We start from the raw sequence: 14,637 nt of genomic DNA, 5'->3' as shown, positions 1-14,637 counted from the left end.
CCAGTGCCCGTCGGCACGCAGATTCCGAACTTGGGGAGATCCCGCCGTGACCGAGCCCCTCTCCGAAAACACCGCCGATGTGATCGTCGTCGGCGCGGGGCCAGCCGGCTCCACCACCGCCTACCACCTCGCCAAGGCCGGACTCGACGTACTCCTGCTGGAGAAGACCGAGTTCCCGCGCGAGAAGGTCTGCGGCGACGGACTCACCCCGCGCGCCACCAAGCAGCTCGTCGCCATGGGCATCGACATCTCGGAGGAGGCCGGCTGGCTGCGCAACAAGGGCCTGCGCATCATCGGCGGCGGCGTCCGTCTCCAGCTCGACTGGCCGGATCTCGCGTCCTTCCCGGACTACGGCCTCGTCCGCAAGCGCGACGACTTCGACGAGCAGCTCGCGCGCCAGGCGCAGAAGGCGGGCGCGCGGCTGTACGAGCGCTGCAACGTGGGCGCGCCGATCCTCGACGACCGCACCGGCCGCATCACCGGCGTGCACGCCAAGCTCGGTGACACCGGGGAGAAGCGCGAGGTCACCTTCCACGCGCCGCTCGTCGTCGCCGCCGACGGCAACTCGACCCGGCTCTCGCTGGCGATGGGCCTGCACCGCCGCGAGGACCGACCGATGGGCGTCGCGGTCCGTACGTACTTCACCTCGCCGCGCCACGAGGACGACTACCTGGAGTCCTGGCTGGAACTGTGGGACCGGCGCGGGGCCGAGGACCGGCTACTGCCCGGCTACGGCTGGATCTTCGGCATGGGCGACGGCACCTCGAATGTCGGCCTGGGTGTGCTCAACACCTCGGACTCCTTCAAGGAACTCGACTGGCGTGAGGTCCTGAAGGCCTGGTGCGCGTCGATGCCGGAGGACTGGGGCTACACGCCGGACAACATGACCGGCCCCATCCGCGGTGCGGCACTCCCCATGGCCTTCAACCGCCAACCGCACTACACCAAGGGCCTGCTCCTGGTCGGCGACGCCGGCGGCCTGGTCAACCCCTTCAACGGCGAGGGCATCGCCTACGCCATGGAGTCCGGCCAGATCGCCGCCGACGTCATCGTCCAGGCCCACGCCCGCTCGACCCCCGCGGGGCGCGAACTTGCCCTCCAGCGCTACCCCCGTGTCCTCAAGGACACCTACGGCGGCTACTACACGCTGGGCCGCGCCTTCGTGAAGCTCATCGGCAACCCGAAGGTCATGAAGATCGCGACCCAGCGCGGGCTGTCGCACCCCCTGCTGATGAAGTTCACGCTGAAGATGCTCGCGAACCTCACGGACCCGACGGGCGGCGACGCGATGGACCGCATCATCAACGGGCTGAGCAAGGTGGCGCCGAAGGCGTGAGCAGAGCGCTGAGGCGGGGCGCGACTACCCGCTGAGAGCCTCGATGTTGGCGGCCCGGCGGGCGAAGACCTCGTCGCGCCGGTCCGCCACCTGCCGCAGCGCGTCCTTCCGCTCCCGCTTGGAGAGCCGGTCGAGATACACGTGCCCGTTCACATGGTCGGTCTCGTGGGCCAGACAGCGGGCGAAGTACCCCGTGCCCTCGATGACGAGCGGCTCGCCGTCCTTGTCGAGCCCGCACACGACGGCCAGGTCCGGACGGGGCACGTCCATCACGGCGCCGGGCACCGACAGGCAGCCCTCGTTCTCGTCGAGCAGCCGTCGCCCGGCCGGGTCGAGGGGTTCCAGCACGGGGTTGACGATGTGCCCGACATGCCGGACACCGTCGTCGTCCGGGCAGTCGTAGACGAACAGCCTCAGCCCGACGCCGACCTGGTTCGCGGCCAGTCCCGCGCCGTCGGCCACGTACATCGTCAGGAACATGTCGTCGATGAGCGCGGCGAGGTCGGGACCGAACTCGGTCACGTCCCGGCACGGCTTGTGCAGAACCTCCTCACCCACCTCGGTGATACGCCGGACCGACCCGCGCCGGGCCTCGGGGGAGAGCGGGGGATACGAGTCGACGGGCTTCCCCTGGACGAAAACGCTCGGCATGACTGGTTCTCCTGTCGTGTGCGGAGGTTGTGGGCGGCAGGGAATCAGGGGTTCCGCTTCCGGAACTCCTCCCTACCCTCCGTCACACATGACAACAGAACACACACGGCGTCCCCAGACCCAGACCGGCCAGACCGGCCACGCTCGCGGACGGAAGCCGTACCGGCCCCCGGAGAACCCGGAACAAACCCGGAAGGGACCGCTGCCCCCGAGCGGCTGCGGTCCCTTCCGTACGGTTGTGCGTCAGAGCACCCGCACCGCTCCGGTGGGCGGGTCGTAGGACATCGGCTTCTCGGCGACGCCCGTGGACGGGTTCTGCGCGCCGACGAACATGCCGTCGCCGACGTACACCGCCACGTGGTACGCGCTGCCCGCGCTGCCCCAGTACAGGATGTCGCCCGGCTGCAGGTTGTCGAGCGAGACCTGGGTGCCGGCGGTCGACTGGTCCTGCGAGACACGCGGCAGGCTGACGCCGATCTGGTTGAAGGCGGCCTGGACGAGGCCGGAGCAGTCCCACGAGTTGGGGCCGGTGCCGCCGGAGACGTAGGCGTCGCCGACCTGCGCCTTGACGAAGGCGATGACCGCGGCGGCCGAACCGGTGGCCGTGGACGTGCTGGTGGACGTGTCTGCGCTCGCCGAGGCGGACAGGGTGGCCCGCTCGGTGGTGCGGGACGCGCGCTCGGCAGCGGCCTTGCGAGCGGCCTCCTCGGCGGCCTTCTTCCTGGCCTCGGCCTTCTGCTTCGCCTCCGCGAGGTCCGCCTTGGCCTGCTTCGCGGCCTTTGCGGCGGCTGCGTCACGCTCGGCCTGCAGCTGGTAGTTCGCCGCCGCCTGCTGCGTGGCGTCGGCGGACTCGGCGACCTGCGCGGCCAGGTCGGCCGTCAGGGTGGGCAGTTCGAGCGTCTGCGTCACGGGTTCGGCAGCGTTCGCCGAACCTGACGCCCCGGCCACTGCCAGGGTGCTGAGAACGCCACCGGCAACTCCGGCCCGCATCGCGATTTTCGACGCGCTGCGGCGGGGTTTCCGGTGGCTGCGTATGTGAGCGGTGTGGGACATGAGAACAACCGGTATCAGGGGCTCCTCCATACCTTCAAGAAACGTGTGGTGCGCCACAGTTGTTCAATCGGACCCCCGAACACCTGCCACGTGTTTCTTTATTGACGCCGTAACGGACATTGCGGGCACCGGCTACCAGGCCCGTGATCACGCTCTTTCGCTGTTACGTCCGAATTGCCCGCCACCTACCACTGGTTGAGGCAGGTGGCCAACCCCGCTTCTCAGATGCTTCTCATGGATGTGGTGGAGGTCACGCAACGGTTACGGGGGTGGGTGCGTCCGGTGTGCGGAATCCGTCGGCCCGGGCTCGTGAATGTGTGCACGTGTCCACATCGCGCAGCGCGACTCCCTCTGATGTGTGAACGCGGCCCTCTATCAAGGTGCATGGTCCAGCACCAATTTGCATGCAAGGGAAGTCTCTTGATATGGAGACTCACCTTTCGACCTGCGCCGACGAGCGGAAATGTCACCTCTCGTGATCACTCGGACGCTTCTCGTACGAAGATCGACACCCATCTGACTTCATGATCCTTCATCAGGTGGTGGAGATCACAAAGCTTGTGCAATACCCCGTGTCGCAGATCACAGAGCGGCAGGCATAGGATGCGAGGCAGTTGGGCTTGTGACCTGCTTCACATGTTCGCGATCTTCGCCGGGATCGGCGAGGCCCGTGGGGCATGTGGGGCGCAGTGAGCCCGATGTGCCATCGCCAGCAGTCAGTGCCGACTGAGAGGAGCGAGGAGCGGTGAACGCGTATGCGCCCATCCTCGTACTGGGAGCCCTCGGGGCAGGCTTTGCGATCTTCTCCGTGGTCATGGCCACGCTGATCGGTCCGAAGCGGTACAACCGCGCCAAGCTCGAGGCCTACGAGTGCGGAATCGAGCCGACCCCCACGCCGGCCGGCGGCGGGCGCTTCCCCATCAAGTACTACCTGACGGCGATGCTCTTCATCGTCTTCGACATCGAGATCGTCTTCCTCTACCCCTGGGCCGTCACCTTCGACGCCCTGGGTGTTTTCGGGCTCGTGGAGATGCTGCTCTTCGTGCTCACCGTCTTTGTCGCGTACGCGTACGTATGGCGGCGCGGCGGCCTGGAATGGGACTGAGGGGCCTTTAGACATGGGACTCGAAGAAAAGCTGCCGAGCGGCTTCCTGCTGACCACCGTCGAGCAGGCCGCGGGCTGGGTGCGCAAGTCGTCCGTCTTCCCTGCCACCTTCGGCCTCGCCTGCTGTGCCATCGAGATGATGACCACCGGCGCCGGCCGCTACGACCTGGCGCGCTTCGGCATGGAGGTCTTCCGCGGCTCGCCGCGCCAGGCCGACCTGATGATCGTTGCCGGTCGGGTCAGCCAGAAGATGGCGCCGGTGCTCCGGCAGGTCTACGACCAGATGCCGAACCCGAAGTGGGTGATCTCCATGGGGGTCTGCGCCTCCTCGGGCGGCATGTTCAACAACTACGCCATCGTCCAGGGCGTCGACCACATCGTCCCGGTCGACATCTATCTGCCCGGCTGCCCGCCACGGCCCGAGATGCTGATGGACGCCATCCTCAAGCTCCACCAGAAGATCCAGACCTCCAAGCTCGGCGTGAACGCCGAGGAGGCGGCCCGTGAGGCGGAGGAAGCGGCGCTCAAGGCCCTGCCGACGATCGAGATGAAGGGGCTGCTGCGGTGAGCGACGCGAACGGCACCAACGGGGCGTCGAACGGGGTGAACCCCGAAAAGGACCTCGGCGCCTCCAACCTCCCCGGCATGCGTGGCGAGGGCGGCGAGGAGATCCGCGTCCAGCGCGGCATGTTCGGCGCCAACAACGGCGGCGACACCTCCGGCTACGGCGGCCTGGTCCGCTCGGTCCGGCTCCCGGGCCCGGCCGCCCGCCCCTACGGCGGCTGGTTCGACGAGATCGCCGACGAACTGGAGGGCGCCCTGGAGGAACAGGGTCTGCTGCCCGGCAACGCGATCGAGAAGACGGTCGTCGACCGCGGCGAACTCACCTTCCACATCGAACGCGAGCACCTGCTGCGCGTCGCCCGCACCCTGCGCGACGACCCGGCCCTGCGCTTCGAACTGTGCACCGGCGTGAGCGGGGTCCACTACCCGCACGACAAGGGCCGCGAGCTGCATGCCGTCTACCACCTGCGCTCGATCACCCACAACCGGCTGATCCGCCTCGAAGTCAGCGCTCCGGACACCGACCGGCACATCCCGTCACTGGTCGCCGTCTATCCGACCAACGACTGGCACGAGCGCGAGACCTACGACTTCTTCGGCATCGTCTTCGACGGTCACCCGGCCCTGACGCGGATCATGATGCCGGACGACTGGCAGGGCCACCCGCAGCGCAAGGACTATCCCCTCGGCGGCATCCCCGTCGAGTACAAGGGCGCCCAGATCCCGGCTCCGGACCAGCGGAGGTCGTACTCGTGAGCACTTCGCATGCCTCCCCTCGGGAGACCACCGAGGGCACCGTCTATACGGTCACCGGTGGCGACTGGGACGAGGTCGTCCAGTCCGCGGCCCGCGCCGACGACGAGCGCATCATCGTCAACATGGGCCCCCAGCACCCCTCCACGCACGGCGTGCTCCGCCTCATCCTGGAGATCGACGGCGAGACGGTCACCGAGGCCCGCTGCGGCATCGGCTACCTCCACACCGGCATCGAGAAGAACACCGAGTTCCGCACGTGGACGCAGGGCACCACGTTCGTGACGCGCATGGATTACCTGACGAGCTTCTTCAACGAGACCGCCTACTGTCTCGCCGTCGAGAAGCTCCTCGGCATCGACGACCAGATCACCGACCGCGCCACCCTCATCCGGGTGCTCCTGATGGAGCTGAACCGGCTGTCCTCGCACCTGGTGTGCATCGCCACCGGCGGCATGGAACTCGGCGCCACCACGATCATGATCTACGGATTCCGTGATCGTGAAATGATTCTCGACATCTACGAGCTCATCACGGGCCTCCGGATGAACCACGCGTACATCCGCCCCGGCGGACTCGCCCAGGACCTGCCGCCCGGCGCGGTGGACCACATCCGCGAGTTCGTGAAGAAGATGAAGAAGAACCTCCCGGAGTACGACAAGCTCGCCACCGGGAACCCCATCTTCAAGGCCCGTATGCAGGACGTCGGCTATCTCGACCTGGCCGGCTGCATGGCCCTCGGCGCCACCGGCCCGATCCTGCGCTCCACAGGCCTGCCGCACGACCTGCGCAAGGCGCAGCCGTACTGCGGATACGAGACGTTCGACTTCGACATCCCCACCGCCGACACCTGCGACTCCTACGGCCGCTTCCTGATCCGGCTGGAGGAGATGCGCCAGTCCCTGCGGATCGTCGAACAGTGCCTGGACCGGCTGCAGCCCGGCCCGGTCATGGTCGCCGACAAGAAGATCGCCTGGCCCGCCCAGCTCGCCCTGGGGCCGGACGGGCTCGGCAACTCCCTCGACCACATCAAGAAGATCATGGGCACCTCCATGGAGGCGCTGATCCACCACTTCAAGCTGGTCACCGAGGGCTTCCGGGTCCCGCCGGGACAGGCCTACGTGGCCGTCGAGTCGCCCAAGGGCGAACTCGGGGTGCACGCCGTCTCCGACGGAGGCACCCGCCCCTACCGGGTCCACTTCCGGGACCCGTCCTTCACCAACCTTCAGGCAATGGCGGCGATGTGCGAGGGCGGCCAGGTCGCCGACGTCATCGTCGCCGTCGCGTCCATCGACCCCGTGATGGGAGGCGTCGACCGGTGACCACCTCTTCTTCGGAGCGGGGCGTCAGCCTGGGCATGCCCGAACTGCCCGCGCCCGCGTACCCGGACGACGTCCGAGCAAGGCTGGAGACGGACGCGCGCGAGATCATCGCCCGCTACCCGGACTCCCGCTCGGCCCTGCTGCCGTTGCTGCATCTCGTGCAGTCGGAGGAAGGCCACGTCACGCGCACCGGGATGAAGTTCTGCGCGGACGTGCTGGACCTGACCACGGCCGAGGTGACCGCGGTCGCCACCTTCTACAGCATGTACCGGCGCCGGCCGAGCGGTGACTACCAGGTCGGCGTCTGCACCAACACGCTGTGCGCGGTGATGGGCGGCGACGCGATCTTCGAGTCCCTCCAGGAGCACCTGGGCGTCGGCAACGGCGGGACCACCGAGGACGGCAAGGTCACCCTGGAGCACATCGAGTGCAACGCGGCCTGCGACTTCGCGCCCGTCGTGATGGTCAACTGGGAGTTCTTCGACAACCAGACCCCGGCGAGCGCCAAGCGCCTCGTCGACGACCTGATCGAGGGGCGACCGGTCGAGCCCACGCGCGGGGCGCCGCTGTGCACCTTCAAGGAGACCGCCCGGATCCTGGCCGGCTTCCCCGACGAGCGGCCCGGGGCCGTCGAGGCGAGCGGCGGAGCGGGACCCGCTTCGCTGGTGGGCCTTCGCCTGGCAAGGGGAGAGGCCGCACCCGCGCGCGTGGTCCATCCGCGCGACGGCGGACCGCACGACGAGCCGCAGGACAAGGCGGTGCACCACCCGTCACCGACAGAGCACCTGAGCTCACACGACGCGCCGCAGGACACGTCGGCCTCCGACCCGGCCCACCCGGCAGGGCCTACCGCCGAGGAGGGGGAGTGATGACCTTGGCAGCCGAGATCAAAGACACCAGCCCCGAGAAGCTGCTCGCACCCGTGCTGTCGGCCTTCTGGGACGAGGACAAGTCCTGGACGCTGGACGTCTACCGAAGGCACGAAGGATACGAGGGACTTCGCAAGGCGCTGGCCATGTCGCCGGACGACCTGATCGCGTACGTCAAGGACTCCGGTCTGCGCGGCCGCGGCGGTGCGGGATTCCCCACGGGAATGAAATGGCAGTTCATTCCCCAGGGGGATGGAAAGCCGCACTATCTAGTTGTCAACGCCGACGAGTCGGAGCCGGGAACCTGTAAGGACATCCCGCTCCTCTTCGCGAACCCGCACAGCCTCATCGAGGGCATTGTCATCGCGTGTTACGCCATCAGGTCTTCGCATGCCTTCATCTATCTGCGTGGTGAAGTCGTCCCTGTGCTGCGGCGGTTGCACGAGGCCGTGCGTGAGGCCTACGCGGCGGGCTACCTGGGCGAGAACATCCTGGGCAGCGGACTCGACCTCCAACTCACCGTGCACGCGGGCGCCGGCGCGTACATCTGCGGTGAGGAGACCGCACTGCTCGACTCGCTCGAAGGCCGCCGGGGTCAACCGCGGCTCCGTCCCCCTTTCCCTGCTGTCGCGGGCCTCTACGCGTGCCCGACTGTGGTGAATAACGTCGAGTCGATCGCGTCGGTTCCCGCGATTCTGAACAAGGGCAAGGAATGGTTCAGGTCGATGGGCAGCGAGAAGTCTCCGGGCTTCACGCTTTACTCGCTCAGCGGCCACGTCACCAGTCCCGGTCAGTACGAGGCACCGCTCGGCATCACGCTCCGTCAGCTCCTCGAGATGAGCGGCGGCATGCGAGCCGGGCACCGGCTCAAGTTCTGGACCCCCGGCGGGTCCTCGACGCCGATGTTCACCGAAGAGCACCTCGACGTCCCTCTTGACTACGAAGGAGTGGGCGCCGCGGGTTCCATGCTCGGCACAAAGGCTCTGCAGTGCTTCGACGAGACGACCTGCGTCGTGCGAGCCGTGACCCGCTGGACCGAGTTCTACGCCCACGAGTCCTGCGGCAAGTGCACACCGTGCCGCGAAGGGACCTACTGGCTCGTGCAGTTGCTGCGCGACATCGAGGCCGGCAAGGGCGTCATGTCCGACCTCGACAAGCTGAACGACATCGCCGACAACATCAACGGCAAGTCCTTCTGCGCCCTCGGCGACGGCGCCGCCTCGCCGATCTTCTCCTCGCTCAAGTACTTCCGTGAGGAGTACGAGCAGCACATCACGGGCCGCGGCTGCCCCTTCGACCCGGCCAAGTCGACGGCCTGGGCCGACCGCACGGAGGTGAACGCATGACTGTGACCACCAACGCTCCCGCAGGTGGGGGAGAGGCGGCGGTCCCGCCGGAAGACCTCGTGTCGCTGACGATCGACGGCGTGGAGATCAGCGTGCCCAAGGGCACCCTGGTCATCCGGGCCGCCGAGCAACTCGGCATCGAGATCCCCCGGTTCTGCGACCACCCCCTCCTCGACCCGGCCGGCGCGTGCCGCCAGTGCATCGTCGAGGTCGAGGGCCAGCGCAAGCCCATGGCGTCCTGCACCATCACCTGCACCGACGGGATGGTGGTGAAGACGCACCTCACCTCGCCGGTCGCCGAGAAGGCGCAGCACGGTGTGATGGAGCTGCTCCTCATCAACCACCCGCTGGACTGCCCGGTCTGCGACAAGGGCGGCGAGTGCCCCCTGCAGAACCAGGCCATGTCGCACGGCCAGTCCGAGTCCCGCTTCGAGGGAAAGAAGCGGACGTACGAGAAGCCCGTGCCGATCTCCACGCAGGTGCTGCTCGACCGCGAGCGGTGCGTGCTGTGCGCCCGCTGCACCCGGTTCTCCAACCAGGTCGCGGGCGACCCGATGATCGAGCTGATCGAGCGGGGCGCGCTCCAGCAGGTCGGCACCGGTGAGGGCGACCCCTTCGAGTCCTACTTCTCCGGCAACACCATCCAGATCTGCCCGGTCGGCGCGCTCACCTCCGCGGCGTACCGATTCCGCTCCCGGCCCTTCGACCTCGTCTCCTCGCCGTCGGTCTGCGAGCACTGCTCCGGCGGCTGCGCGACGCGCACCGACCACCGGCGCGGCAAGGTCATGCGGCGGCTCGCGGCCGAGGACCCCGAGGTCAACGAGGAGTGGATCTGCGACAAGGGGCGGTTCGCGTTCCGGTACGCGCAGCAGCGGGACCGGCTCCAGCACCCGCTGGTGCGCAACGCCGAGGGTGACCTCGTGCCGGCCTCCTGGCCGGAGGCGCTGCAGATCGCCGCTCAGGGGCTGCTCGCCTCACGGGGCCGGACCGGTGTCCTGACCGGCGGCCGGCTCACCATCGAGGACGCCTACGCGTACAGCAAGTTCGCGCGCGTGGCGCTCGGCACCAACGACATCGACTTCCGTGCGCGCGTGCACAGTGGTGAGGAGGCCGACTTCCTGGCCGCCCAGGTCGCCGGACGCGGCCGGGACCTCGACGGTACGGGCGTCACGTACACCGCTCTGGAGAAGGCGCCCGCCGTTCTGCTGGTCGGGTTCGAGGCCGAGGAGGAGGCGCCCGGCGTCTTCCTCCGGCTGCGCAAGGCCTGGCGCAAGCACGGGCAGAAGGTGTTCTCCCTCGCCACGCACGCGACGCGCGGCCTGGAGAAGGCGGGCGGCACGCTGCTGCCCGCCGCTCCCGGCACCGAGACCGAGTGGCTGGACGCGCTCGCGAGCGGGGCCGGCCTGGAGGACGACGGCGCGAAGGCCGCACAGGCGCTGCGCGCAGAGGGCGCGGTGATCGCCGTGGGCGAGCGGCTGGCCGCCGTGGCGGGCGGGCTGACCGCCGCCGTACGGGCCGCCTCCGCGACCGGTGCCCACCTGGTGTGGATCCCGCGCCGGTCCGGGGAGCGCGGTGCCGTCGAGGCGGGCGCACTGCCCACGCTGCTGCCGGGCGGGCGCCCGGCCACCGACCCGCGCGCCCGGGACGAGGTCGCCGCGGCCTGGGGTCTGGCCGAACTTCCGCACCGCTACGGTCGTGACACCGGCCAGATCGTCGAGGCCGCCGCGGGCGGGGAGCTTCAGGCGCTCGTGGTCGCGGGCGTCGAGGTCGCCGATCTGCCCGATCCGGCACGCGCGCGTGAGGCGCTGCGCGAGGTCGGCTTCCTGGTGTCGCTGGAACTGCGGCCCAGCGAGGTCACCGAACTCGCCGACGTGGTCCTGCCGGTGGCGGCGGTCGCCGAGAAGGCCGGCACGTTCCTCAACTGGGAGGGCAGGGTGCGCTTCTTCGAGGCCGCGCTCAAGCCCGACCACATGACCCGGCGCCTCGCGCCCACCGACGCGCGCGTGCTGCAGATGCTGGCCGACGCCATGGACGTACACCTGGGTCTGCCGGACCTGCGGACCGTGCGCGCGGAGCTGGACCGGCTCGGGGCGTGGGACGGTCCCCGGGCCACCGAACCTCTGGAATCCGCCGCGCAGTTGCCGCGGCCGGCGGCCGGGGAGGCCGTACTGGCCGGGCACCGGTTGCTGCTCGACCAGGGCGTCCTCCAGGAGGGCGACGAGGCGCTCGCCGGGACGCGGCACGCGGTCCACGCGCGCGTGTCGCCCGCCACGGCCGCCGAGGCGGGTGTGAAGGACGGCGACCTGCTCGCTGTGACCGGCACCGCCGGGACGGCCGAGTTCGCGCTCCGGGTCACCGAGATGCCCGACCGTGTGGTCTGGCTCCCGCTGAACTCCTCGGGCGGCGGCGTCGCCTCCGACACCGGGGCGCTGCCCGGCTCACTCGTCCGCATCGGACCGGCGAAGCCCGCCGCCGAAGCCCCCCAGGAGGTGGAGGCATGAGCCCGTACCTCGCCGCTGAAGACCTCTCGATGTTCGGCACCGACCCCTGGTGGCTGGTCCTCATCAAGGCGGTGTTCTGTTTCGCCTTTCTGATGCTGACCGTGCTGTTCTCCATCGTGTGGGAGCGCAAGGTCGTCGCGTGGATGCAGCTGCGCATCGGCCCCAACAGGCACGGCCCCTGGGGCATGCTCCAGTCGCTCGCCGACGGCATGAAGCTGATGCTCAAGGAAGACGTCATCGTCAAGCGCGCGGACAAGGTGGTCTATGTCCTCGCGCCGATCGTCGCGGCCATCCCGGCCTTCATGGCGATCGCGGTGATCCCCTTCGGCCCGGCCGGCAACGAGGTCTCGATCTTCGGGCACCGCACCGCGATGCAGCTCACCGACCTGCCGATCGCGATGCTCTACATCCTCGCGGTCGCCTCGGTCGGCATCTACGGCATCGTCCTGGCGGGCTGGAGTTCCGGCTCCACCTATCCGCTCCTCGGCGGCCTGCGCTCCTGCGCGCAGATGATCTCGTACGAGATCGCCATGGGGGCCGCCTTCGCCTCGGTGTTCCTCTACTCAGGCTCGATGTCGACGTCGACGATCGTCGAGCAGCAGCAGGACCGCTGGTACATCGTCCTGCTGCCGGTCTCCTTCCTGATCTACATCGTGACGATGGTGGGCGAGACCAACCGCGCCCCCTTCGACATGCCGGAGTCCGAGGGCGACCTGGTGGGCGGCTTCAACACCGAGTACTCGTCGATCAAGTTCGCGATGTTCATGCTCGCCGAGTACGTGAACATGGTGACGGTCTCGGCCGTGTCGGTGACGCTCTTCCTGGGCGGCTGGCGGGCCCCGTGGCCGGTCAGCACCTTCTGGGAGGGCGCGAACCACGGCTGGTGGCCGATGCTCTGGTTCGTGATCAAGGTGCAGTTGCTGCTGTTCTTCTTCATCTGGCTGCGCGGCACGCTTCCCCGCGTCCGCTACGACCAGCTGATGAAGCTCGGCTGGAAGGTCCTCATCCCGGTCTCGCTGGTCTGGCTGATGCTCGTGGCCACCGTGCGGACCCTCAGGAACGAGAACTACGACTTCGCCGACATCGCTCTCTACATCGGCGGCGGCGTCCTCGTCCTGCTGCTGCTCTCCTTCGTCGTCGACATGTTCCGCGAGAAGGCGAAGGCGGCCGAGCCGCCCGTCGAGGAACCGGTCGGCTTCGACCCGATGGCGGGCGGGTTCCCCGTACCTCCGCTGCCGGGGCAGGAGCTTTCGCCGGTGCCGCGGCGCCGCTCGCACCGCGAGCGGGAGTTGATTGTCAGTGGTGGACCGGATACTGCGAGTGACGGATCTTCGGATGGAAAGGAGGCGTCCGATGGCTGAGGAGCCGAAGGAGACCAAACCCGGTTTCCAGAACCCCGTGGCCGGCTTCGGTGTGACCTTCAAGGCCATGTTCAAGAAGCGGCTGACCGAGCAGTACCCGGAGCAGCAGAAGACCACTGCCCCCCGGTTCCACGGACGGCACCAGCTCAACCGCCATCCGGACGGCCTGGAGAAGTGCGTCGGCTGCGAACTGTGCGCCTGGGCCTGTCCCGCCGACGCCATCTACGTCGAGGGCGCCGACAACACGGACGAGGAGCGCTACTCGCCGGGCGAGCGGTACGGCCGCGTCTACCAGATCAACTACGCCCGCTGCATCCTGTGCGGCCTGTGCATCGAGGCGTGCCCCACGCGCGCGTTGACGATGACCAACGAGTTCGAGCTCGCCGACTCCAGCCGCGCCAACCTCATCTACACCAAGGAGCAACTGCTCGCCGGCCTCGAAGAGGGCATGGTCGACAGTCCGCACTCCATCTTCCCGGGGACGGACGAGCAGGACTACTACCGGGGTCTGGTGACGGAGGCCGCGCCCGGCACGGTGCAGCAGGTCGCCGTCTCCAAGGGCGAGGTCGTGCAGGAGGCCGCGTCGACCACCGGCGAGGACGAGCCGATGTCGGAGAAGGTGATCGGCCGATGAGCGCCCAACTCGCGGCCTACTCCACCTCCACGGGTGAGGCCTTCCAGTTCTGGGTCCTCGGGACCGTCGCCGTGATCGGCGCACTGTGCACCGTCTTCATGAAGCGGGCCGTGCACAGTGCGCTGTGCCTGGCCGGAACCATGATCATCTTGGCGGTGTTCTACCTCGCCAACGGGGCCTACTTCCTGGGCGTCGTGCAGATCGTCGTCTACACCGGCGCGATCATGATGCTGTTCCTGTTCGTGGTGATGCTCGTCGGCGTCACCGCGGCGGACTCCCTGAAGGAGACCATCAAGGGTCAGCGCTGGCTGGCACTGATGTGCGGGCTCGGCTTCGGTGTCCTGCTGTTCGCGGGCATCGGGAACGCCTCCCTGAACGAGTTCAGCGGCCTCACGCAGGCGAACGCGAACGGCAACGTGGAGGGCCTGGCGGCCCTCATCTTCACGAAGTACGTCTTCGCCTTCGAGATCACCGGCGTGCTGCTGATCACGGCCGCCGTCGGCGCCATGGTGCTCACCCACCGCGAGCGCACCGAGCGGGCCAAGACCCAGCGCGAGCTGTCCGAGGAGCGCGTCCGCGAGGGCAAGCAGCTGCCGCCGCTGCCGGCGCCGGGCGTGTACGCCCGGCACAACGCCGTGGACATCGCGGGCCTGTTGCCCGACGGCACCCCGTCCGACCTCACGGTCAGCAAGACGCTGCGGGAGCGTGGCCAGATCCGTGACGTGTCGCAGGATGCGCTGAACGACCTGCGGGCCATGGAACAGCGTGCCGAGGAACGCCTGGAGCGCTCCGCGGTTGAGTCGACGAACCGCAAGCGGGCCGAGGAGGCGTCGAAGTGAACCCGGTCAACTACCTGTATCTCGCCGCCCTGTTGTTCACGATCGGCGCCACCGGCGTGCTGATCAGGCGTAACGCGATCGTCGTCTTCATGTGCGTCGAGCTGATGCTCAACGCCTGCAACCTCGCGTTCGTCGCCTTCTCCCGGATGCACGGCAATCTCGACGGCCAGATCATCGCCTTCTTCACGATGGTCGTCGCCGCCGCGGAGGTCGTGGTCGGGCTCGCGATCATCGTGTCGCTGTTCCGTTCCCGCCACTCGGCCTCGGTCGACGACGCCAGCCTGATGAAGCTGTAAGGGGTCG

Annotated in this window: 14 protein-coding genes; 12 read left to right on the top strand and 2 right to left on the bottom strand. The window is 68.5% G+C overall.

The features are described from left to right. The first annotated feature begins 46 nt into the window (after window positions 1-46). Window positions 47-1,336: a geranylgeranyl reductase family protein gene (locus KUM49_RS04090; RefSeq protein WP_217235283.1), complete on the top strand. Its 1,290-nt coding sequence runs from the start codon at window positions 47-49 to the stop codon at window positions 1,334-1,336. Between the two features lie 24 nt (window positions 1,337-1,360). On the opposite strand, the gene def is transcribed toward KUM49_RS04090, so the two are convergent. Next, window positions 1,361-1,987, bottom strand: a complete 627-nt coding sequence (def, locus tag KUM49_RS04085) for a peptide deformylase (RefSeq protein WP_217235282.1) — start codon at window positions 1,985-1,987, stop codon at window positions 1,361-1,363. 243 nt (window positions 1,988-2,230) lie between these two features. Continuing rightward, a complete protein-coding gene (locus KUM49_RS04080; protein WP_217235281.1) occupies window positions 2,231-3,040 on the bottom strand; it encodes a C40 family peptidase in 810 nt (269 codons plus the stop codon). Between the two features lie 745 nt (window positions 3,041-3,785). On the opposite strand from KUM49_RS04080, the gene KUM49_RS04075 reads away from it, so the two are divergent. The 11 genes from KUM49_RS04075 to nuoK are packed head-to-tail and all read left to right on the top strand — an operon-like array spanning window position 3,786 to window position 14,630. Then, on the top strand, window positions 3,786-4,145 hold the full coding sequence (locus tag KUM49_RS04075; RefSeq protein WP_007383963.1) for an NADH-quinone oxidoreductase subunit A: 360 nt from the start codon (window positions 3,786-3,788) through the stop codon (window positions 4,143-4,145). A gap of 13 nt (window positions 4,146-4,158) precedes the next feature. Beyond that, complete coding sequence (locus KUM49_RS04070) at window positions 4,159-4,713, top strand: NADH-quinone oxidoreductase subunit B family protein (RefSeq protein WP_010041554.1); 555 nt, start codon at window positions 4,159-4,161, stop codon at window positions 4,711-4,713. After that, on the top strand, window positions 4,710-5,465 hold the full coding sequence (locus KUM49_RS04065) for an NADH-quinone oxidoreductase subunit C (protein WP_217235280.1): 756 nt from the start codon (window positions 4,710-4,712) through the stop codon (window positions 5,463-5,465). The genes KUM49_RS04070 and KUM49_RS04065 overlap by 4 nt, the downstream gene beginning before the upstream one ends. Then, entirely contained in the window at window positions 5,462-6,784 is a 1,323-nt protein-coding gene (locus tag KUM49_RS04060; protein WP_217235279.1) for an NADH-quinone oxidoreductase subunit D, read from the top strand. Before KUM49_RS04065 ends, KUM49_RS04060 begins: the two co-directional genes overlap by 4 nt. Then, window positions 6,781-7,653, top strand: coding sequence for an NADH-quinone oxidoreductase subunit NuoE (gene nuoE, locus KUM49_RS04055; RefSeq protein WP_217235278.1), 873 nt, complete (start codon window positions 6,781-6,783; stop codon window positions 7,651-7,653). The genes KUM49_RS04060 and nuoE overlap by 4 nt, the downstream gene beginning before the upstream one ends. Beyond that, window positions 7,650-8,999: an NADH-quinone oxidoreductase subunit NuoF gene (gene nuoF / locus KUM49_RS04050; RefSeq protein ID WP_217235277.1), complete on the top strand. Its 1,350-nt coding sequence runs from the start codon at window positions 7,650-7,652 to the stop codon at window positions 8,997-8,999. Before nuoE ends, nuoF begins: the two co-directional genes overlap by 4 nt. Next, a complete protein-coding gene (locus KUM49_RS04045) occupies window positions 8,996-11,500 on the top strand; it encodes an NADH-quinone oxidoreductase subunit G (protein ID WP_217235276.1) in 2,505 nt (834 codons plus the stop codon). Before nuoF ends, KUM49_RS04045 begins: the two co-directional genes overlap by 4 nt. Next, window positions 11,497-12,861: an NADH-quinone oxidoreductase subunit NuoH gene (gene nuoH, locus KUM49_RS04040; protein WP_217235275.1), complete on the top strand. Its 1,365-nt coding sequence runs from the start codon at window positions 11,497-11,499 to the stop codon at window positions 12,859-12,861. Before KUM49_RS04045 ends, nuoH begins: the two co-directional genes overlap by 4 nt. After that, entirely contained in the window at window positions 12,854-13,495 is a 642-nt protein-coding gene (gene nuoI, locus KUM49_RS04035; RefSeq protein ID WP_217235274.1) for an NADH-quinone oxidoreductase subunit NuoI, read from the top strand. The genes nuoH and nuoI overlap by 8 nt, the downstream gene beginning before the upstream one ends. Then, window positions 13,492-14,334 carry an NADH-quinone oxidoreductase subunit J gene (locus KUM49_RS04030; protein WP_217235273.1) on the top strand — a complete coding sequence of 281 codons (843 nt, stop codon included), beginning with the start codon at window positions 13,492-13,494 and terminating at the stop codon, window positions 14,332-14,334. The genes nuoI and KUM49_RS04030 overlap by 4 nt, the downstream gene beginning before the upstream one ends. Beyond that, the gene (gene nuoK, locus KUM49_RS04025) at window positions 14,331-14,630 is read left to right on the top strand and encodes an NADH-quinone oxidoreductase subunit NuoK (RefSeq protein WP_004927567.1); all 300 of its coding nucleotides are present in this window, start codon (window positions 14,331-14,333) and stop codon (window positions 14,628-14,630) included. The genes KUM49_RS04030 and nuoK overlap by 4 nt, the downstream gene beginning before the upstream one ends. Window positions 14,631-14,637 lie beyond the last annotated feature (7 nt).

Origin of the sequence: Streptomyces sp. AC555_RSS877, from assembly GCF_019049245.1 — a bacterium.
Taxonomy (GTDB): domain Bacteria; phylum Actinomycetota; class Actinomycetes; order Streptomycetales; family Streptomycetaceae; genus Streptomyces.
The sequence above is the reverse complement of the archived record's forward strand: the minus strand, read 5'-3'. Positions and strand labels throughout refer to the sequence as shown.

Coding starts and splice junctions, on each gene's coding strand:
- def (WP_217235282.1), bottom strand. CDS start 1,987: ATGCCGAGCGTTTTCGTCCAGGGGAAGCCCGTCGACTCGTATCCCCCG.
- KUM49_RS04080 (WP_217235281.1), bottom strand. CDS start 3,040: ATGTCCCACACCGCTCACATACGCAGCCACCGGAAACCCCGCCGCAGC.
- KUM49_RS04070 (WP_010041554.1), top strand. CDS start 4,159: ATGGGACTCGAAGAAAAGCTGCCGAGCGGCTTCCTGCTGACCACCGTC.
- KUM49_RS04045 (WP_217235276.1), top strand. CDS start 8,996: ATGACTGTGACCACCAACGCTCCCGCAGGTGGGGGAGAGGCGGCGGTC.
- nuoH (WP_217235275.1), top strand. CDS start 11,497: ATGAGCCCGTACCTCGCCGCTGAAGACCTCTCGATGTTCGGCACCGAC.
- nuoI (WP_217235274.1), top strand. CDS start 12,854: ATGGCTGAGGAGCCGAAGGAGACCAAACCCGGTTTCCAGAACCCCGTG.
- KUM49_RS04030 (WP_217235273.1), top strand. CDS start 13,492: ATGAGCGCCCAACTCGCGGCCTACTCCACCTCCACGGGTGAGGCCTTC.